This window comes from Radicibacter daui, from assembly GCA_030657355.1.
GTDB lineage: Bacteria > Pseudomonadota > Alphaproteobacteria > Radicibacterales > Radicibacteraceae > Radicibacter > Radicibacter daui.
On record CP131057.1, the window covers coordinates 648,989 to 664,231 of the forward strand.

Genomic DNA, 15,243 nt, shown 5'->3' on the forward strand with positions numbered 1-15,243 from the left:
CTGTTTCCACCCGCCCTCAAAGCCCGGCCCAGGCCGCATGGGCGCGCAGGCGCCGCTCCAGCGCCCCGCCCAGCGCCGCAATCAGCCGCGCGATGATGAAATAGACCGCCCCCACCACCGTCCACACGACGAAGGGTTTCAGGGTGCGCATGTTGAGGATGTTGCCAACCTTGGTGAGGTCCATCACCCCGACCACGGAGACGAGGGAGGTGACCTGCAACTGGTTGACGGCAAGGCCGATCAGCGGGCCGATGGCAAAGGCCAGCGCCTGCGGCGCGATGATACGCCAGACGATCTGGCCCCTCGTAAGGCCAAAGACCCTTGCCGCCTCCACCTGGTCGCGGCCCACCTGCTCCATGGCGGAGACGGCGATGACATAAACGAAGGCCGCCGTATTGCCGGCAAGCGTGATCATCGCCGCTTCCACCGGCGTCACATTGATATGCGCCATGGCCGGCAGGCCGAAAAAGACGAGGAAAAGCTGGACCAGCACCGGCGAGTTCTTGAGGAATTCGGCCACCACCTGCACCAGCCGGGCGACAACCGGCACCCTGTAATAGCGGGTGAGCGCAAGGCCGATGCCCAGCGCAAGGCCGATGGCGGAAGTGGCAAGGAACAGCCAGAGAGAAACCCCGAGGCCCTGCAGCAGGATGATCGGGTCGTGCCAGGTAAAATCGGCGTACCGCATTCCCCTCAGCCCTCCGCCATGTAGCGGTTGAGCCGCCGGTGCAGCAGGCTGATGGCCAGCGACATCAGATAAGTGAGCCCCGCATAGACCACCAGCAGCACAAAATAGACCTCGAACGGGCGGAAGGTGGTGGAGGCCACGATCTTCGCCGCACCGGTCAGCTCATTGAGCGTGATGGTGGAAAGGATGGAGGAGGTAAGGATCAGGTTGATGAAAACCGAGCCCAGCGGCCGCACCGAAGCACGCAGCGCGATGGGCAGCACGATCAGGCGAAAGGTCGCGAGGCGCGTCAGGCCACTGACCTTTGCCGCTTCCACCACGCCGGGATCAACGGACAAAATGCCGGCGCGCAGCACATCGGCGGCATAGGCCCCGCCGGCGATGGAAAGTGCGATGCAGCCGGTGGTGAAGGCATCGATATAAAGCCCGATCTCCGGCAGCCCGAAATAGAAGAAGAACAGCTGCACGATGAAGGGGATGTTGCGGAAGAGCCCCGTATAGGCCCCGGCAATCCGGCGCAGCCCCGGCTCCGCGCTGGTGGCGGCAAAAGCGGCCAGCGTGCCGCAGACAAAACTGCCAAGCACGGCGAAAAAACAGGCCTCGGCGGTCAGCAAAGCGCCGTCCGCCAGTTGCCCCAGATAGGGCACAAGCACTGTCAGATCAAAAGCCATGCTCCTCCCTGCCCGCTACGCCGCCCCGGCGCAATCCGGAAACAGTGTTCAAAGTCATTGAAATCGGTTTCAACGATGCTTGGACGCAAACGGGCTGTCAAGCCTCTGTCATCAGCCCGTCGATGCGCCGATGCCAAATTTGGGGAGCTGCGCTTCATACTGTTCCGGCGCAAATTCGGCTAGAACACGATTGCCTGCCGTAAACCGGGGGCCAGACCAACACTCCCGCGGGGTCGTCATGAACAAGGACCAGTTATCCCGGCTCGACAATCCCGCCTGGTCCGCCCTGACGTCGGACCATCGGCCACTTTCCAGCGGCGGCGCCCTCGCACGACGGTATGACCCGGCGATATCCGTCTTTGCCGGCATGGAAGCGGAAACGCCGGATGCCTATGCCGAGCTGGGCAGCCTGCTGGGGGGCGGCGGCAAGGCCGTGCTGTTTACGCCGCAACAGCTTTCGCCGCCCGGAGATTTCACCAGCACCGCACTGGGAGAAGGCTTCCAGATGGTGGCGCAGACCGTGCCCCCTCCCTCCGGCAATCCCGCTGCAGATTTTGTCCGGCTGACCGCTGAAGACGTGCCCGAGATGCAGCAACTGGTGGAGCTGACCAAACCGGGCCCTTTCGCCCCCCGCACCATTGAACTGGGCCAGTATCTGGGCGTACGCGAAAAGGGCGCCCTGGCGGCGATGGCCGGCGAGCGCATGCGCTTTGGCGAGTTTGTCGAGATCAGCGCCGTCTGCGTCCACCCGGATCATCGCGGCAAGCAACTGGCACACAAGCTGATGCTTGAACTGGCAGCGCGTATCAGGGCGGAAGGCAGGACCCCTATCCTCCATGTGTTCACCAATAATAGCCCGGCGATCGCGCTCTATGAAAAACTCGGCTTCGTCATCCGCCAGCGCTTCAAGGTCGCGCTGCTGGGGCTCGCCTGACGGGAGCCGGAACGCGCGATAAAAAGCTTAAGCCCTTCCGACGCCGGGCAAGCGGAAAGGCTCCGGCTCGAACAGCGACAGGCCGAGCCGTTTGGAGAGCAATTCCAGCGCCTGCGTGCCCAGCTTGGAATTGCCAAAGCTGTTGAGCCCCGGCGACCAGACGGCGATGGAGGCGGTCCCTGTAGGGAAGTCCCTGAGCCCAAGAAGTCTGGGAGGGCGCAATTTTCGGTCAAAAAGTTCGGGAGGAAAAAAATGACGAAATCCAAAAGGGCCTTCTGTTCGACCGTTTCTGCATTCAGCTCCGGCATTTCCCGTTAACCTTGCCAACGTTCGCCAACAAGATGTTGCGAGTTCCATAGCCGAAAAAATCTTGAACCTCGACTACACCCCCAGCAGCAGACACGACACTGTTCGATCTCGATCCAAACACACAGGATGTCAAAAACACCCCCGCAGTCACCCACAACGAGCTCTGACACAATATAGAAAAACAAGCGCGTTGAGCAAATTACATCTCCCTCCCGTGAAGTCTGATAACCAGCAAAACACGCTCTATCATTTCAGTCCGCATTCTTTGGTATGTATTGTCTAAATCAGCGGTGTCAAAGCCGTCCTGCTGTACATTAGGTGAATACAAAGCTTGCCCTCCATTATTCCAGTACCGGTGATAACTATACCCCTGGCTTACGACTGTTGCATGAATTCGGTGATACCATACGACCGTTGTGAAAAGTTGGTTACATATAGCTATCGCCCCATTCTCTGTATCCTCGACATTATAGACACTGACTGCCGTTCCGACCGGCACAGAATTATTGAAAGTAGTGTAATGGTTATTGACCGATCCATTAATATTTTCCCCTGCTATACCCAAGCGAGTTAGCCACTTGTCCCGGCTGACAGCGCATTGCCTCTGATATTTGTCCTCAAGCCTCTCAAGCATTACGCTCAGATCTTCGTCCTGTTCTCTTATCATATCTCCTGCCAACAAGCGGCATGTTGAAGTGCGCGACCTTTCAACCAAAGCGTAATACGCAAGTTTCTCAATATATTCGTCATAATGATCGATGGTTAACCGGGTGCGTTTGATCTGCTCTCCAGCAATATCATATTTAAAATCGGATATAAGGTTATTTATAATTTCAATTTGAAGATACAAATCTTCTATTTTATATTGAAACCTGGGAAATTTTACCTCAGACATTCTTAATTCTAATAGTTTTATAGAGCGAGATAATTCTTTTTTTATTTTCACCAACCTTGCAACGGCGTCTTCTTTTTGCTGTACATCGTTCTCATATTGTTTGATCAAGTCATCCAGCTGATTGATGCTTCTAAAAATAGGTTTCAATCTTTCGGTAAATTCTGCCTTTTTGATATCCTGAATGAGCTGATCCCTGTCGCCGAATTCAGTATTATAGTATTCATTAACATTGTCGAACAAAACATTTACCCTTACGCCGCGAGCCGTCAAACTACCGCTTCTAGAATTATGGTATACAGAGGTAATATGTTCCAGTTTTATTAAAATATCCTCTTTTAATTTACCTAGTTCTTCTATCTCACGTTCTTTTTTTATTACATTAGCTTCATAGATTTTTATCATAACATTTAATTTTTTTATATTTTCCAAAATTAACTTTAACTCATCTACTGAACTTACGCCATTGATGTATTGAATAACAACTTCTTCATCGCCAAATTTACTATTATAAAATTCAACTATGTCTCCACATGTAATATCTACCTCTTCCCCGCGAATCGGCAAATCTCCACTTATGAATATTTGGTAACTTAAATTAATATCGTCAATTTTTTTCTTAATCTCTGTTATTTCTTTATAGAGTAAAAAAGACACTTCATATTTTTCATATTTTTTCATAATAAAATCAAATCTTTGCTTAATATAAGCAAATACCTCGTCTGTTTTACTAAAAAATGGCACGATAATAACATCAGTATGTTCTCTTCTTTTTTTAAAAAGAGCTTTTTTTAAATTAGTTTTTTTTGGCCCGTTTCTTAATTCATCGATACTACCTCTATAATTTTTCCATTCAATTAATAATTCTTCAAATTGAATAATTATACCAGAAAATCCAAGGTGTAATTCTGTAATTTTTGCTCCTGTTTGCTCCAAAATAACTTCTAGCAATTTAACATCATTTTCTACCGTACTTTCGTGGCGGGCTTTTACAAATGGATAATCCATCATCTCCCGATACCTGCCACAGAGGTCGCTCATCTCCTGAAATCTAAATTCAGCTTCTTTTTGCTTACTTTCAGCTTTTGCAATTTCATCGGAAAAATCCGGCAATTGTACCTTAAGAGCCCGACTTCGCTCATTCGGACCCGGCTCTGGCGTTGTTACGCTGGTGGACTGTGCAAAAAACACCTGGCCAAGGCTTTCGATTGCTTTTTTTTGGGATGAATTTTCGGAATCTTGCATAGACATTTGATGTCCTCCGGCCGACCGCCCGCATCCAATTTATAAACCGAAAAATATCCGCTATTTTAACCGCTTCCAGTCAGAAGTTCTGTCTGGAGGAAATCTACAAACAGAACTCCTGGGCTAACGATATTAAATTCTTCACCAGCTATTTTAAGACGCCGGTATTTTTCATCAGCAAAGATCATGTCTTTCCACTCGCCAGCAAGAAAAACGGCATCAGCGCGCTGGCCGGATTCGATAGCGGCGCCTAAGCTTTCCGTCATTTTTTCATACGTATTCCAACAATATTTCCGTATTTCCTCTATCAACTTTCCGGTATCCGGCGAAACGGCGGAAAACGCTTTTTGGAAACTCTGCAAGGATCGGTCGACATCGGCCCTTAACCGTGAAGACCCGAGGGATATGCCATCCTCCCGTTCCTCCGGTCCGGTGGAGCCGATCATCGCTTCCACTCTTTCCAGCGCCCGGGCGGCGGCGTCGGAATTGGAGGCGGAAAGGGCGGAATCCAGCTCGCGATACAGGTCGCGTATTTCTTTTTCTGTTTCCGGTCTGGTTTTAATTATCGATTGAAGCGGCCCGATATAGTCGTCCCGCTTCCGTTTGAATTCGGCCAGCCGCTCTGAAACGGCATCCGAGCCTTCCGATTGCCGTTCTTCCAGGTCGCCGTCGGGTTCGATCACGCCGTCGGGGCCGAGAACGACAGGCCTGAAAGGCAGTTTCCAACCTTTGAACAGCTTCATCAGCCGCCTCGGAAGGCCCGCCGGGGGTCGCCTCTCGCACTGGAAGGTCGCAATCTTGCCGTCCAGCGTCACTGTCCCGAAAGCACCCTTTACCGCACCGTTATTCTGCTTGATCAGGGCTGCCAGTTTTCGGCCCGCGGCGCGTTTATGGAGCGCCAGCAGATCGTCGGCCCCATCGGCGCCGGCACCATAAGCGAAGTGAAAGGGCTCGTTCCTGGCGCGCAGGATGTTTTTTTTAATGGTTTGCGGTCGGAAGATTTTTTGACCCGGCTCTTCTTCTCCGTCGTCTTCTTCCTCTGCCTCCTCCTCACGTGCCTTTGGAAGGTCGGTTGCTGTATCCGGCTCCATATCGGCGCCGTCCCCGGCCGGGGCCACCGCCACCTTCAAAGGCAGCCCGTGCTCCCGCAACCATTCGGTCAGAAGTTTCTGCTGGCCGGTGATTTCCTTGTTCACCGTAAATTCGATGGAGGAGCCTTCAAAGGAAAGTTCGCCCCAGAATCCCTTGGTGTATTTTTTCTTTTTCAATAAAGCGAATAGCTGAGGTCCGGTTCTTATCTTGTCGGCAACCAGCGCATTCTCCAGCGGCCCGCTGAAAGCAAAGGCGAAATTCATCGGTTTTTGGCGGGACGCCTTGATCATCTTGATCGCATATTCACTCTCCAGAAGTGCGTCAGTCGACATATCAGGCCTCGCAAAGGGACCAACCGGACGATCACGGCAGCATGCTAAACGTTCATTTTTATTCTTACCATACCACTTATAAATATACGCCCCCTCCCTGCATTCGCACCTCCAGCGATGCCGAGATATGCTTGATACCACACGGAAAATTAACTTCGTGACATGCCAGCGCTTCAAGGTCGGCTTGCCGGGACCCGCCTGACGAGAGCCCGAACCGACGGTTAAAAGCTTAAGCCGCAGCGACGCCGGGCAACCGGAAAGGCTCCGGCTCGAACAGCGACAGGCCGAGCCGTTTGGAGAGCAATTCCAGCGCCTGCGTGCCCAGCTTGGAATTGCCGAAGCTGTTGAGCCCCGGCGACCAGACGGCAATGGAGGCCGCCCCCGGCACGACAGCCAGAATGCCGCCGCCCACGCCGCTCTTGGCCGGGATGCCGACGCGGAAGGCAAACTCGCCCGAGCCATCATAATGGCCGCAGGTCATCATCAGCGCGTTGATGTTGCGTACATTATCCGCCGCAATCAGCGGCGGGCCGCTCTGGATGCCGGCAAGGAAGCGCCCCGCCCGGGCCAGCTGGGCGCAGCTCAATTCAATGGCGCACTGATGGAAATAGGTGCCGAGCACCAGATCCACCGTGTTGGTCAGATTGCCGCAGGAGCGCAGGTAATGGGCAAGCGCCCAGTTGCGGTCGCCGGTCGCCTTTTCCGAAGCGGCAACCACCGGATTGATGAGGATGCTGTCATCCCCCGCCGCCGCGCGGATGAAGTGCAACAGCTCGGCCAGCGTGTGGCGCGGCACGCCTTTGGCGAGGATGGCATCGGTCACCAGAATGGCGCCGGCATTCATGAACGGGTTGCGTGGCCGCCCGGCGCTCAGCTCCACCTCGACGATGGAATTAAAGGCGGAGTTGGAAGGCTCGCGCCCCACCCGGCGCCACAGCCCCTCCCCCAGCCGGCCAAGCGCGATGGCCAGCGTGAACACCTTGGAGATGCTCTGCATGGAAAAATGCTGGTCCGCATCGCCGGTGCTGAACTGCTCCCCGCTGGCAAGGCAGACGGACAGGGCGAACTGGCGCGGATCGATGCAGGAAAGCTCGGGGATATAATCGGCGACCTTGCCGCGATCTTCTTCCCCGCGCATCTGCGCGCCGATCTCGTCAATGATGGTCTGGAGCATGTTGTGCTTCTTGTCCCGGACGGGATGACGGCGCCCCCGAACAATGCCGGAAGGCGCCGAAACCGGCTCCCGGAATACCATCACCGCAGCCCGCACCGCCAGTACCGTGCAGGCTCCAGGGAGTTTTCGCAAATCGTCTGCTCAGCCGTGCCAGTGCGACCCGCGGATGACGCTGCAGAAGTTTCCACGGTGGAAGTGCGGGTCCTTGTCGGCCAGTACATCGGCTTTCACATTGCCGAAGGTCGTCTCCGGCTTGTGTTTGATGCCGTCATAAAAGGCCTCGAGGATATCCTCCTTGAAATGCGGCGTGCGGGGAAACTGGCTCACCACCGCCTCGCGTTCATGATCCGGGAACTCCTTGTAGGTAAGGCCCAGCACATCCATTTCCACGCCCGCCGTCACCAGCGCCACCACGGGGTGCATATGCTGGGGAATGCCCGGCGTCGTGTGCAGGGCAATTGCGGTCCACACCGTTTCGATATCGCTCTGGCTGATGCCCTGTCGCTTCAGGAAGTCTCGCGCGGCATTGGCGCCATCGACCTCAAAACGTTCCGTCGCGCTGCTGTGCGCCGCCGTCAGCCCCATGTCATGGAACATGGCGCCGGTATAGAGCAGCTCCGGATCGAAAGTCAGGCCACGGCGCACGCCGGAAAGCGCGCCGAACAGATAGACCCGGCTTGAATGGTTGAAGAGCAGCTCGCTTTCGGTGTCGCGCACAAGCTGCGTCACCTCCCGCGCCAGCTTGCTATCCGGGATTTTCAAGGGATCGAAGATGTAGCTCATGGTGTGAAGCTCCTTTCACCCATGATGCTAGGCGGCACCCCGCTTGTCTTATATAGTTGTATAACGACGATTATGGACATTTGCCATGAGATCGGGACGCCCAATGAAACCGGCACACAAGGTAAAACCGCACCATGTCGGCATCCTCGCCCTGCCCGGCGTGCAGCTTCTCGATGTGGCGGGCCCGCTCGATGTCTTTGCCGAAGCAAACCTCCAGGCCGGTTTCGAAGCCTACCGGCTGAGTGTTGTCGGGCTTTCCGGCCGCGACATCCGCAGCTCCTCCGGCGTGCGACTTGTGCCGGATATTGTGCTGGCAGAGGCAAGAGGCAGTGACTTCGACACCTTTCTGGTCGCCGGTGCGCCGCATCTGGGCCGCAAGGCGCCGGAGGAAGCAGCGCTTGCCTGGCTCGCCGCCAACAGTCCGGCGCTCAGGCGCTGCGGCTCGGTTTGCAGCGGCGCGCTGATCCTCGCGGCGGCAGGCCTGCTGGACGGGCATCGCGCGACAACCCACTGGTCAGTCGCGGACTGGCTCCGGCAGCACTACCCGCAGGTCGCGCTGGAAGAGGATGCCATCCATGTCCGCGACGGGCGGCTGCGCACCTCGGCGGGCGTGACGGCAGGGCTCGATCTTGCTCTCAGCCTTGTGGAGGAAGATCTGGGCCCGGAGGTCGCGCGTCATGTCGCCTCCCAGCTCGTCATGTTCTTCCGCCGGCCCGGCGGCCAGCGCCAGTTCAGCCGCCATGGCGAGACCAACCCCGCCGGCCGATCCGCGCTTCAGGAAATACAGCGCTGGGTTCTCGCGCATCCGGCCGCCGACTGCACCCTTACGGCCCTGGCCACACGGGCTGGCCTCAGCCCCCGGCATTTCGCCCGGCTTTTTCGCAGCGAGGTCGGGCTCACTGTCGCCGCCTGGGTGGAAAAAGCCCGTATCGACAAGGCCCGCGACCTGCTGGAAGCCGGCGAAAGGCCCAAACAGGTTGCGGCCTTTTGCGGCTTCGGGGATGTCGACACATTCCGCCGCGCCTTTTCCCGCCAGCTTGGTGTGACGCCGGCCGATTATCGCCGCCGGTTCGAAACACTGAAGGAAGAAGTCCCTTGATCCCGACTGCAGGCCAAAAGCTAAATCTGGCGTGACAGCGGTTGACCGACCGCACCCCGGGGTGAGAATCCTCCCTGAGGTGTAGTTTCATCGGTACAGGATAGAAATGATCCGGTGGATTGATATCGTTTCACCCCGCCTGCGCAGCGTGCACCAGGCCTGGTGCACGCTGCGCGGCCATGGGATCATTCCGCATCTGAAATCCTATAACGGCTTTGTCGGCTCCCCTGCCGTGCAGGAGAATTTCTCGCTGGCAGCCGTGTTTCCGGAAATGCCGAAGCCGCCCAGCTTCCGCGCTGTCGGCTCGGTGGTTTCCTTTGTCATTCCGGAGCTTCAGCCCGGAATGAGTTTCGCCGATATCTCGTCCATTCCCGTGCGCACCTTCATCACCACGCCGTTTCACGAGGTGGAGACCGCCCGGCAGCCCGATTGCCGGCGCGGCAATCTGCGCGGCATGGCCAGCGGGCGCCCGTTCGAGCAGTTGCTGCTGCCCTTCGGCGATGACAAGGCGCGTGTGCGCCTCGTCCATGCCCTCTTCGAACTCGCGCCCCAGAGCTGAGGACCAAAGCATGCAGGCCCCCGCCTTTCCCGATGACGAGGAATTCCGTACCCTGGCCCTGGACGGGCTCAATCTCCTCGACACCGATCCGGACCCGGCCTTCGACACCATCGTTGCCCTCGGCAAGGCGCTTTTCGATGTCCCGACCTGCCTCGTCACCCTCATCGACCGGGACCGGCAGTGGTTCAAGGCCAGGGTCGGGCTGGAAGCCACCGAGACGCCCCGCAACATCTCCTTCTGCGGCCACGCCATCCTCGCCCGTGACGTCTTCATCATTCCCGACGCGCGGGAAGATGCCCGGTTTCATGACAATCCGCTTGTCACCGGCGCGCCCTTCATCCGGTTTTATGCCGGCGCCCCGATCCTGCTGCCCAATGGCTACACCATCGGCACCGTCTGCCTGCTCTCGCCTGAACCGCGCCCGGTTTTCAGCACGGCGCAGGCCGCGCGCCTTGCCTCGCTGGCTGAAATGGTCGTCACCATAATAAGTGTCGGCGCCCTGCGGCAGGAACTGGACCGGGAGCGCGCAGCCCGCCTGCGGCTGGCGCAGGCAACGGATCTTCTGGACCAGCCGCTGGCCATTCTGGACCGTGACGGAAAAATCATTCAGGCCAACCAGGCCTTCAGCGCCCTTTGCCGCTTCTATGTCGCCCCCGGCCTCTCGCTACTGGAAGCGGGCGTGCTGAGCCGCAGCGACCTGCAGGCGGCGACCGTCGGGCAGGAAGGCCAGATCATCGTTCAGCCCGGTAACGATCAGCTCGCCCGCAGCCTGATTCTTCGACCTGACGCAGAGGGGTTTGTGCTGACCGGTGCGGCAACAAAAGCCTGAACATGCACCGAACGGATTGATTACTATTTTAATCATTCATGACTTTGCGCTGCCGCTTCCCCGCAAGCAGCGATATGTAAACTTGTGTAAATACTGCGTTATCTTGTGCAAAGGTTGTATTTAGCCCCAGCTTCCGATCCTATTCTGGTATTATCGAGGGCCATGGTGCGCGTTCCGGACAACAGGGATGCCCTGTGGCTCATCGAGGCAGGGAGCTATTTTGTCGTCGCAGGCACAGACCACCGGAGAGGACAGGAAGACGGACGTTCGGGCGCCGGTAGCCCGCCTGCTACCGCTTTATCGGCTGATTTATTCTGCGCTGCGCATCAAACCGCTTGATGGACAATGGCCGGTTTTCTGGCGCCAGTTTGGCGTCCTCGGCATTCTCCTGCTGTTTTTCTGGTTGGCCTGCAGCGCAGGCGGCCTCTGGTTTGCCAGGCAACAGAGTGAAATCGCCACCAGGGTGGAGGTGGAGGACCTCGCCGACCGGCTCGCAACCTGGTTCGGGCGCTTCGCCGCACAGTTTTTTGTCGAGGCTCGCAGTCCCCTGATCGGCCGGCTGCTGGCGTCAGGAAACGCCACAGACGAAAGACTGATTACAGAGCGGTTTGTCGTGACCATGCAGGAAGAGCCCGGGGTGAGGCATCTGCGCTATCTCGACCTGCAAGGAAATGAACTCCTGCGCATCGACCGTACCCAGACCGGCATTATCCCGGCTGGCAAGGATGCCCTGCAGAACAAGGCCGAGAGATACTATTTCACCGAAACTATGAAGCTGCAGCCCGGCGAGCTCTACATCTCCCCTCTGGATCTCAATATCGAATATAAAAAAATTGTCGTTCCCTGGGAGCCCACAATCCGGTTTTCAACGCGGGTTGTCGGCGCCGACGATACGCCGGCAGGCGCCCTTGTCGCCAATCTGGACCCGCAGGACCTTCTCGCCCGCTTCTCCCTCGGCGAGCGACACTCAGGACTCGATCGCTGGCTTTTGAACCAGGACGGTTTCTGGCTGGCCGGTCGGCCCTCAGAAAATCTCTGGGGCTTCATGCTCGGCACCGACTTTTCCTTGCGCAAGGAAAACGAGACGCTGTGGTCCGTGATCAAGGCCAGCGAAAGCGGAAACCTTAGCCAGAGCGGCATAGAATATTCTTTCATAACGGTCGATCCGGGCAAACTCTCGAGCGCCTATCTCTCGGAAGGCCACAAGGTCATCACGCCCGATGTGTTTCACATCGTCGTGGCCGATCACTATGGTTTGCGCTTCCTGCGCTGGAGCCTGTGGTCACTTCCATTGCTGGGACTTGGTCTGCTTGTTCTGGCCTCGGTCAGCTGGTATCGCAGCGCCGGCGTCATCCTGCGCCGTCGCGCCAGGCTAGGGGAAGAACAGCTGGCCCGCACCGAACGCATGGCCTCGCTGGGAGAGCTGGTCGCCGGCGTCGCGCACGAGCTCAACACACCCATCGGCAATGCCGTCACCATCGCCAGCACCCTGCAGGACAGGATGGCCGCCTTCAGCCGGGAGATCGCCGCCGGACCGGTGCGCAAGGCAAGCTTCCAGTCCCTGATGGACGATCTTGGACAGGGGACGGCCCTGATGCTCTCCGGGCTGGAGCGGGCCGCCAGCCTGATCGGCCAGTTCAAGCAGGTCGCGGTTGACCAGACCAGCGAACAGCGCCGCGTCTTCAACCTTGATGACTATGTGAGCCAGCTCGCCACCTCCATCCGGCCCACCTTCAAGCACACGCCGATTGAACTCGATCTGGTGACCCGCAGCGGACTTGAGCTGGACAGTTATCCGGGCGCGCTGGCGCAGGTGGTCATGAACCTCGTCAACAACGCCGTGCTGCACGGCTTTGATGCCGGAGAAGCCGGAACGATAACGCTTGAATCCGGGCGCACCGAGGACGGCATGGCCGTGATCAGTGTCACCGACACCGGGCGAGGCATACCGCTCGCCTTCATCGAGCGGATATTCGACCCCTTTTTCACCACCCGTTCAGGCACCGGCGGCAGCGGCCTCGGCCTCAGCATCGTCCACAACATCGTGGTCGAGCTGCTGGGCGGTTCCGTCTCCGTAGCCAGCCAGCCCGGCGGCCCGACTGTCTTCTCTTTAAAGATACCGTTGAAGCCCCGGCCCGCCCCCTCGTCATCGGAGGATTAAGATGCCCCCCTCGTCCCACCATGGCGAAAACACCCCCCTCGAAGACGAGGAGGAACTCCTGACCTTCAGTGATGACATCGCGCCGGCCGCGGCCTCCACCGGGGTGTGGAATGTGCTGGTGGTCGATGATGACGAAGAAGTGCACCAGACAACCGATCTGGCGCTGCGGGGGGTGGAACTGCTTGGGCGCCGCATCGTCCTGATGCATGCCCGCAATGTCGGTCAGTCACTCGACCTGCTGGCCGGCACAGACAAGATTGCCGTAGCCCTCATCGATGTGGTGATGGAGGAGAAGGACAGCGGGCTCCAGCTGGTGGCCAAGATCCGGGATGCCGGCCGCTCGGATATCCGCCTTGTCCTGCGCACGGGGCAGCCCGGCAGCGCGCCCGAATTTTCGGTCATTTCCCGCTATGACATCAATGACTACCGGACCAAGTCGGAGCTGACGCGCGGCAAGCTGCTGAGCGTGCTGACCGCGGCCCTCAGGTCCTACTCGCAGATCACCCAGATCGAAGAGAGCAAGGCCGGGCTGGAGATGGTCGTCTCGGCGACGTCCGACCTCTTTAACCGGCGCAACCTTGCCCTGTTTTCCCGCGGCGTCCTTACCCAGCTCGCCGCCCTTATCGGCGTCTCGCCGAACGGCCTCGTCAGCGTGGCGGTAGGGTCCAGCAGCCCGGACCCGCACTTCCCCGAAATGATGGTGGTGAGCGATGCCGGTGATTTTTCCGGCAGCATCGGCAAACGCCTGGAAGAGATTTCAAATCATCCCTTGCAGGTAGCCTTCGAGGCAGCGGCAAGCAGCAATGAGCCGGCGGTGATCGACGGGCATATTGCGATGTATTTTCGCTGCCCGCAGGGCCGTAAACTTTTCGTCTATCTCGATTCTGGTCCGTCGGCCGGCGAGCTCGATCTGAGCCTGCTGAAAATTTTCGCCACCAACATCGCTATCACTTTCGAGAATGTGGATCTGGTCGAGAAGCTCGACCGCCTGGCCTTCACCGACCAGACGCTGGGCGTCCCCAACATCAATGCCTTCCGCGCCGCGCTGGACAACCTGCTTGTCAGAAAGACCCCCGGCCTGTGCGTACTCAAGGTTTTCCTCAACGATGTTCGTCTTGTCTCTGCAAGCTTCGGAGCCCAGTTTACCGATCAGGCATTGAAAGCCTTTTACGAACTGCTTCAGCGCCTGCTTCCCGAAGCACGCATGATCGCCCGGACAAGCTTCAGCGCCTTCATGGTCATTGCCGACATCGGGGCCATTAGTTTCGGTGTGCTGGAGGAGGCGCTGGCGCGTCCGATCTCTGTAGGCGGTGTCAGCGTCCTGATGCCGTCAACCCTCGCGCTTGTTGAAGTTTCCGTGGAGATGAAAAACGCCGAGCAGATCCGCCAGCACGCGATGGCAACCGTGTTGGCCGCCCGGCAGGAGCAGCGCAGCACCGGCGTCTACAGCCCCGCCGCCAGCGAGGCCATGGCAGAGCGGGCCCGCCTGCAGGCAGCCCTCCACCAGGCCCTTGAAAACGGCCAAGGGCTCTACGCCGCCCTGCAGCCGAAAATCGACCTCATCAGGGGAGAAATCATTGGCACCGAAGCGCTGGTGCGCTGGCAACTGGGTGACAGAAACATTCCGCCGTCTGTTTTCATCCCGATTGCCGAGGTTAGTGGCCTTGCCAGCGCCATCACCCGCCTGATGATCCGCAAGGTCGGAGAGTGGGCCTCCGCGCGGCGCATCCGCGGACTGGCCGTGCTGCCGACGGCCGTCAACCTCTCCATGTTCGAATTGCAGGAAGAAGGCTTTGCCGCCAGCCTGATGCAGATCGCGGCCGGAGCCGGGCTCGGCCCCGACAGCCTGGAGTTCGAGGTCACTGAGTCCGGGGTCATGCGTTATCCGGCCCGGACGATCCCCGGCCTCAAGAGCCTGCGGGACGCCGGCTTCCGTATCGCGATTGATGATTTTGGAGCGGGTTATTCGTCACTCGGCCATCTTGATCGCCTGCCGGCGCAAATCCTCAAGATCGACCGCTCGCTGATCGACCGCTTGCGGCCGGAAACCGCCACCACCAGCGTGGCGGCGCTGGCGGTCACACTCGGTGGCACGCTTGAAATGGATGTGGTGGCGGAGGGAATTGAAACCCCGGCACAGCACGCGGCCTTGCTCCGGCTGCAGTGCCGGTATGGCCAGGGATACCTCTACGGCAAACCTGTCGCGGCGCAGGATTTTGACGGGCTCTATGCCGGCTGGACCCTGGACCGTGCGCTGGAGCGTGCACAGGCGGGCTAGCAACTTCCCGACGGGTACGGGCTAAACCCAAACGGCTAATTCCCCATACCCATGAACAGCCCGTTGCTCCCGATGGACAGGCTGTATCCCGCGCCTTTTTTTGTCAGAACTGCCTCCTGACGTTACGTGCGGCCGAGGCACAGCGACGTCCGCCACGCTGCCTGCGGCGGGATGCCGCACATACACGCTTAACCCCA

General features: G+C 58.3%; 12 protein-coding genes and 1 pseudogene. 6 read left to right on the plus strand and 7 right to left on the minus strand.

Annotated features, from left to right (window positions below; translation table 11 throughout):
* Positions 1-16: 16 nt before the first annotated feature.
* Entirely contained in the window at positions 17-688 is a 672-nt protein-coding gene (locus tag QTL98_RS22755; protein WP_445682426.1) for an amino acid ABC transporter permease, read from the minus strand.
* A 5-nt stretch (positions 689-693) separates the two neighbouring features.
* Complete coding sequence (locus tag QTL98_RS22760; RefSeq protein WP_445682427.1) at positions 694-1,359, minus strand: amino acid ABC transporter permease; 666 nt, start codon at positions 1,357-1,359, stop codon at positions 694-696.
* A gap of 238 nt (positions 1,360-1,597) precedes the next feature.
* On the opposite strand from QTL98_RS22760, the gene QTL98_RS22765 reads away from it, so the two are divergent.
* Entirely contained in the window at positions 1,598-2,293 is a 696-nt protein-coding gene (locus tag QTL98_RS22765; RefSeq protein ID WP_445682428.1) for a GNAT family N-acetyltransferase, read from the plus strand.
* A 27-nt stretch (positions 2,294-2,320) separates the two neighbouring features.
* Here QTL98_RS22765 and QTL98_RS22770 read toward each other — a convergent pair.
* From QTL98_RS22770 to QTL98_RS22790, 5 genes and pseudogenes are all read right to left on the minus strand, one after another.
* Positions 2,321-2,473 (minus strand): annotated as a pseudogene (locus tag QTL98_RS22770) (glutaminase); the annotation flags it as partial.
* A gap of 328 nt (positions 2,474-2,801) precedes the next feature.
* Complete coding sequence (locus tag QTL98_RS22775) at positions 2,802-4,745, minus strand: hypothetical protein (protein ID WP_445682429.1); 1,944 nt, start codon at positions 4,743-4,745, stop codon at positions 2,802-2,804.
* Positions 4,746-4,804: 59 nt separating this feature from the next.
* Positions 4,805-6,163 (minus strand): hypothetical protein, encoded by a 1,359-nt coding sequence (locus tag QTL98_RS22780; RefSeq protein WP_445682430.1) that lies wholly within the window; start codon positions 6,161-6,163, stop codon positions 4,805-4,807.
* A gap of 229 nt (positions 6,164-6,392) precedes the next feature.
* Entirely contained in the window at positions 6,393-7,337 is a 945-nt protein-coding gene (locus QTL98_RS22785; RefSeq protein ID WP_445682431.1) for a glutaminase, read from the minus strand.
* A 141-nt stretch (positions 7,338-7,478) separates the two neighbouring features.
* Positions 7,479-8,120: an HD domain-containing protein gene (locus QTL98_RS22790; protein ID WP_445682432.1), complete on the minus strand. Its 642-nt coding sequence runs from the start codon at positions 8,118-8,120 to the stop codon at positions 7,479-7,481.
* Between the two features lie 103 nt (positions 8,121-8,223).
* On the opposite strand from QTL98_RS22790, the gene QTL98_RS22795 reads away from it, so the two are divergent.
* From QTL98_RS22795 to QTL98_RS22815, 5 genes are all read left to right on the plus strand, one after another.
* Entirely contained in the window at positions 8,224-9,219 is a 996-nt protein-coding gene (locus tag QTL98_RS22795) for a GlxA family transcriptional regulator (RefSeq protein ID WP_445682433.1), read from the plus strand.
* A 106-nt stretch (positions 9,220-9,325) separates the two neighbouring features.
* Positions 9,326-9,778, plus strand: coding sequence for a hypothetical protein (locus QTL98_RS22800; protein ID WP_445682434.1), 453 nt, complete (start codon positions 9,326-9,328; stop codon positions 9,776-9,778).
* Between the two features lie 10 nt (positions 9,779-9,788).
* On the plus strand, positions 9,789-10,607 hold the full coding sequence (locus tag QTL98_RS22805; protein WP_445682435.1) for a GAF domain-containing protein: 819 nt from the start codon (positions 9,789-9,791) through the stop codon (positions 10,605-10,607).
* A 220-nt stretch (positions 10,608-10,827) separates the two neighbouring features.
* Positions 10,828-12,768, plus strand: coding sequence for a sensor histidine kinase (locus tag QTL98_RS22810; RefSeq protein WP_445682436.1), 1,941 nt, complete (start codon positions 10,828-10,830; stop codon positions 12,766-12,768).
* A 1-nt stretch (position 12,769) separates the two neighbouring features.
* On the plus strand, positions 12,770-15,046 hold the full coding sequence (locus QTL98_RS22815; RefSeq protein WP_445682437.1) for a two-component system response regulator: 2,277 nt from the start codon (positions 12,770-12,772) through the stop codon (positions 15,044-15,046).
* Positions 15,047-15,243 lie beyond the last annotated feature (197 nt).

Excerpts from the sequence above, each read along its gene's own strand:
- QTL98_RS22755 (WP_445682426.1), bottom strand. The coding sequence starts at position 688 with ATGCGGTACGCCGATTTTACCTGGCACGACCCGATCATCCTGCTGCAG.
- QTL98_RS22760 (WP_445682427.1), bottom strand. The coding sequence starts at position 1,359 with ATGGCTTTTGATCTGACAGTGCTTGTGCCCTATCTGGGGCAACTGGCG.
- QTL98_RS22765 (WP_445682428.1), top strand. The coding sequence starts at position 1,598 with ATGAACAAGGACCAGTTATCCCGGCTCGACAATCCCGCCTGGTCCGCC.
- QTL98_RS22775 (WP_445682429.1), bottom strand. The coding sequence starts at position 4,745 with ATGTCTATGCAAGATTCCGAAAATTCATCCCAAAAAAAAGCAATCGAA.
- QTL98_RS22780 (WP_445682430.1), bottom strand. The coding sequence starts at position 6,163 with ATGTCGACTGACGCACTTCTGGAGAGTGAATATGCGATCAAGATGATC.
- QTL98_RS22785 (WP_445682431.1), bottom strand. The coding sequence starts at position 7,337 with ATGCTCCAGACCATCATTGACGAGATCGGCGCGCAGATGCGCGGGGAA.
- QTL98_RS22790 (WP_445682432.1), bottom strand. The coding sequence starts at position 8,120 with ATGAGCTACATCTTCGATCCCTTGAAAATCCCGGATAGCAAGCTGGCG.
- QTL98_RS22795 (WP_445682433.1), top strand. The coding sequence starts at position 8,224 with ATGAAACCGGCACACAAGGTAAAACCGCACCATGTCGGCATCCTCGCC.
- QTL98_RS22800 (WP_445682434.1), top strand. The coding sequence starts at position 9,326 with ATGATCCGGTGGATTGATATCGTTTCACCCCGCCTGCGCAGCGTGCAC.
- QTL98_RS22805 (WP_445682435.1), top strand. The coding sequence starts at position 9,789 with ATGCAGGCCCCCGCCTTTCCCGATGACGAGGAATTCCGTACCCTGGCC.
- QTL98_RS22815 (WP_445682437.1), top strand. The coding sequence starts at position 12,770 with ATGCCCCCCTCGTCCCACCATGGCGAAAACACCCCCCTCGAAGACGAG.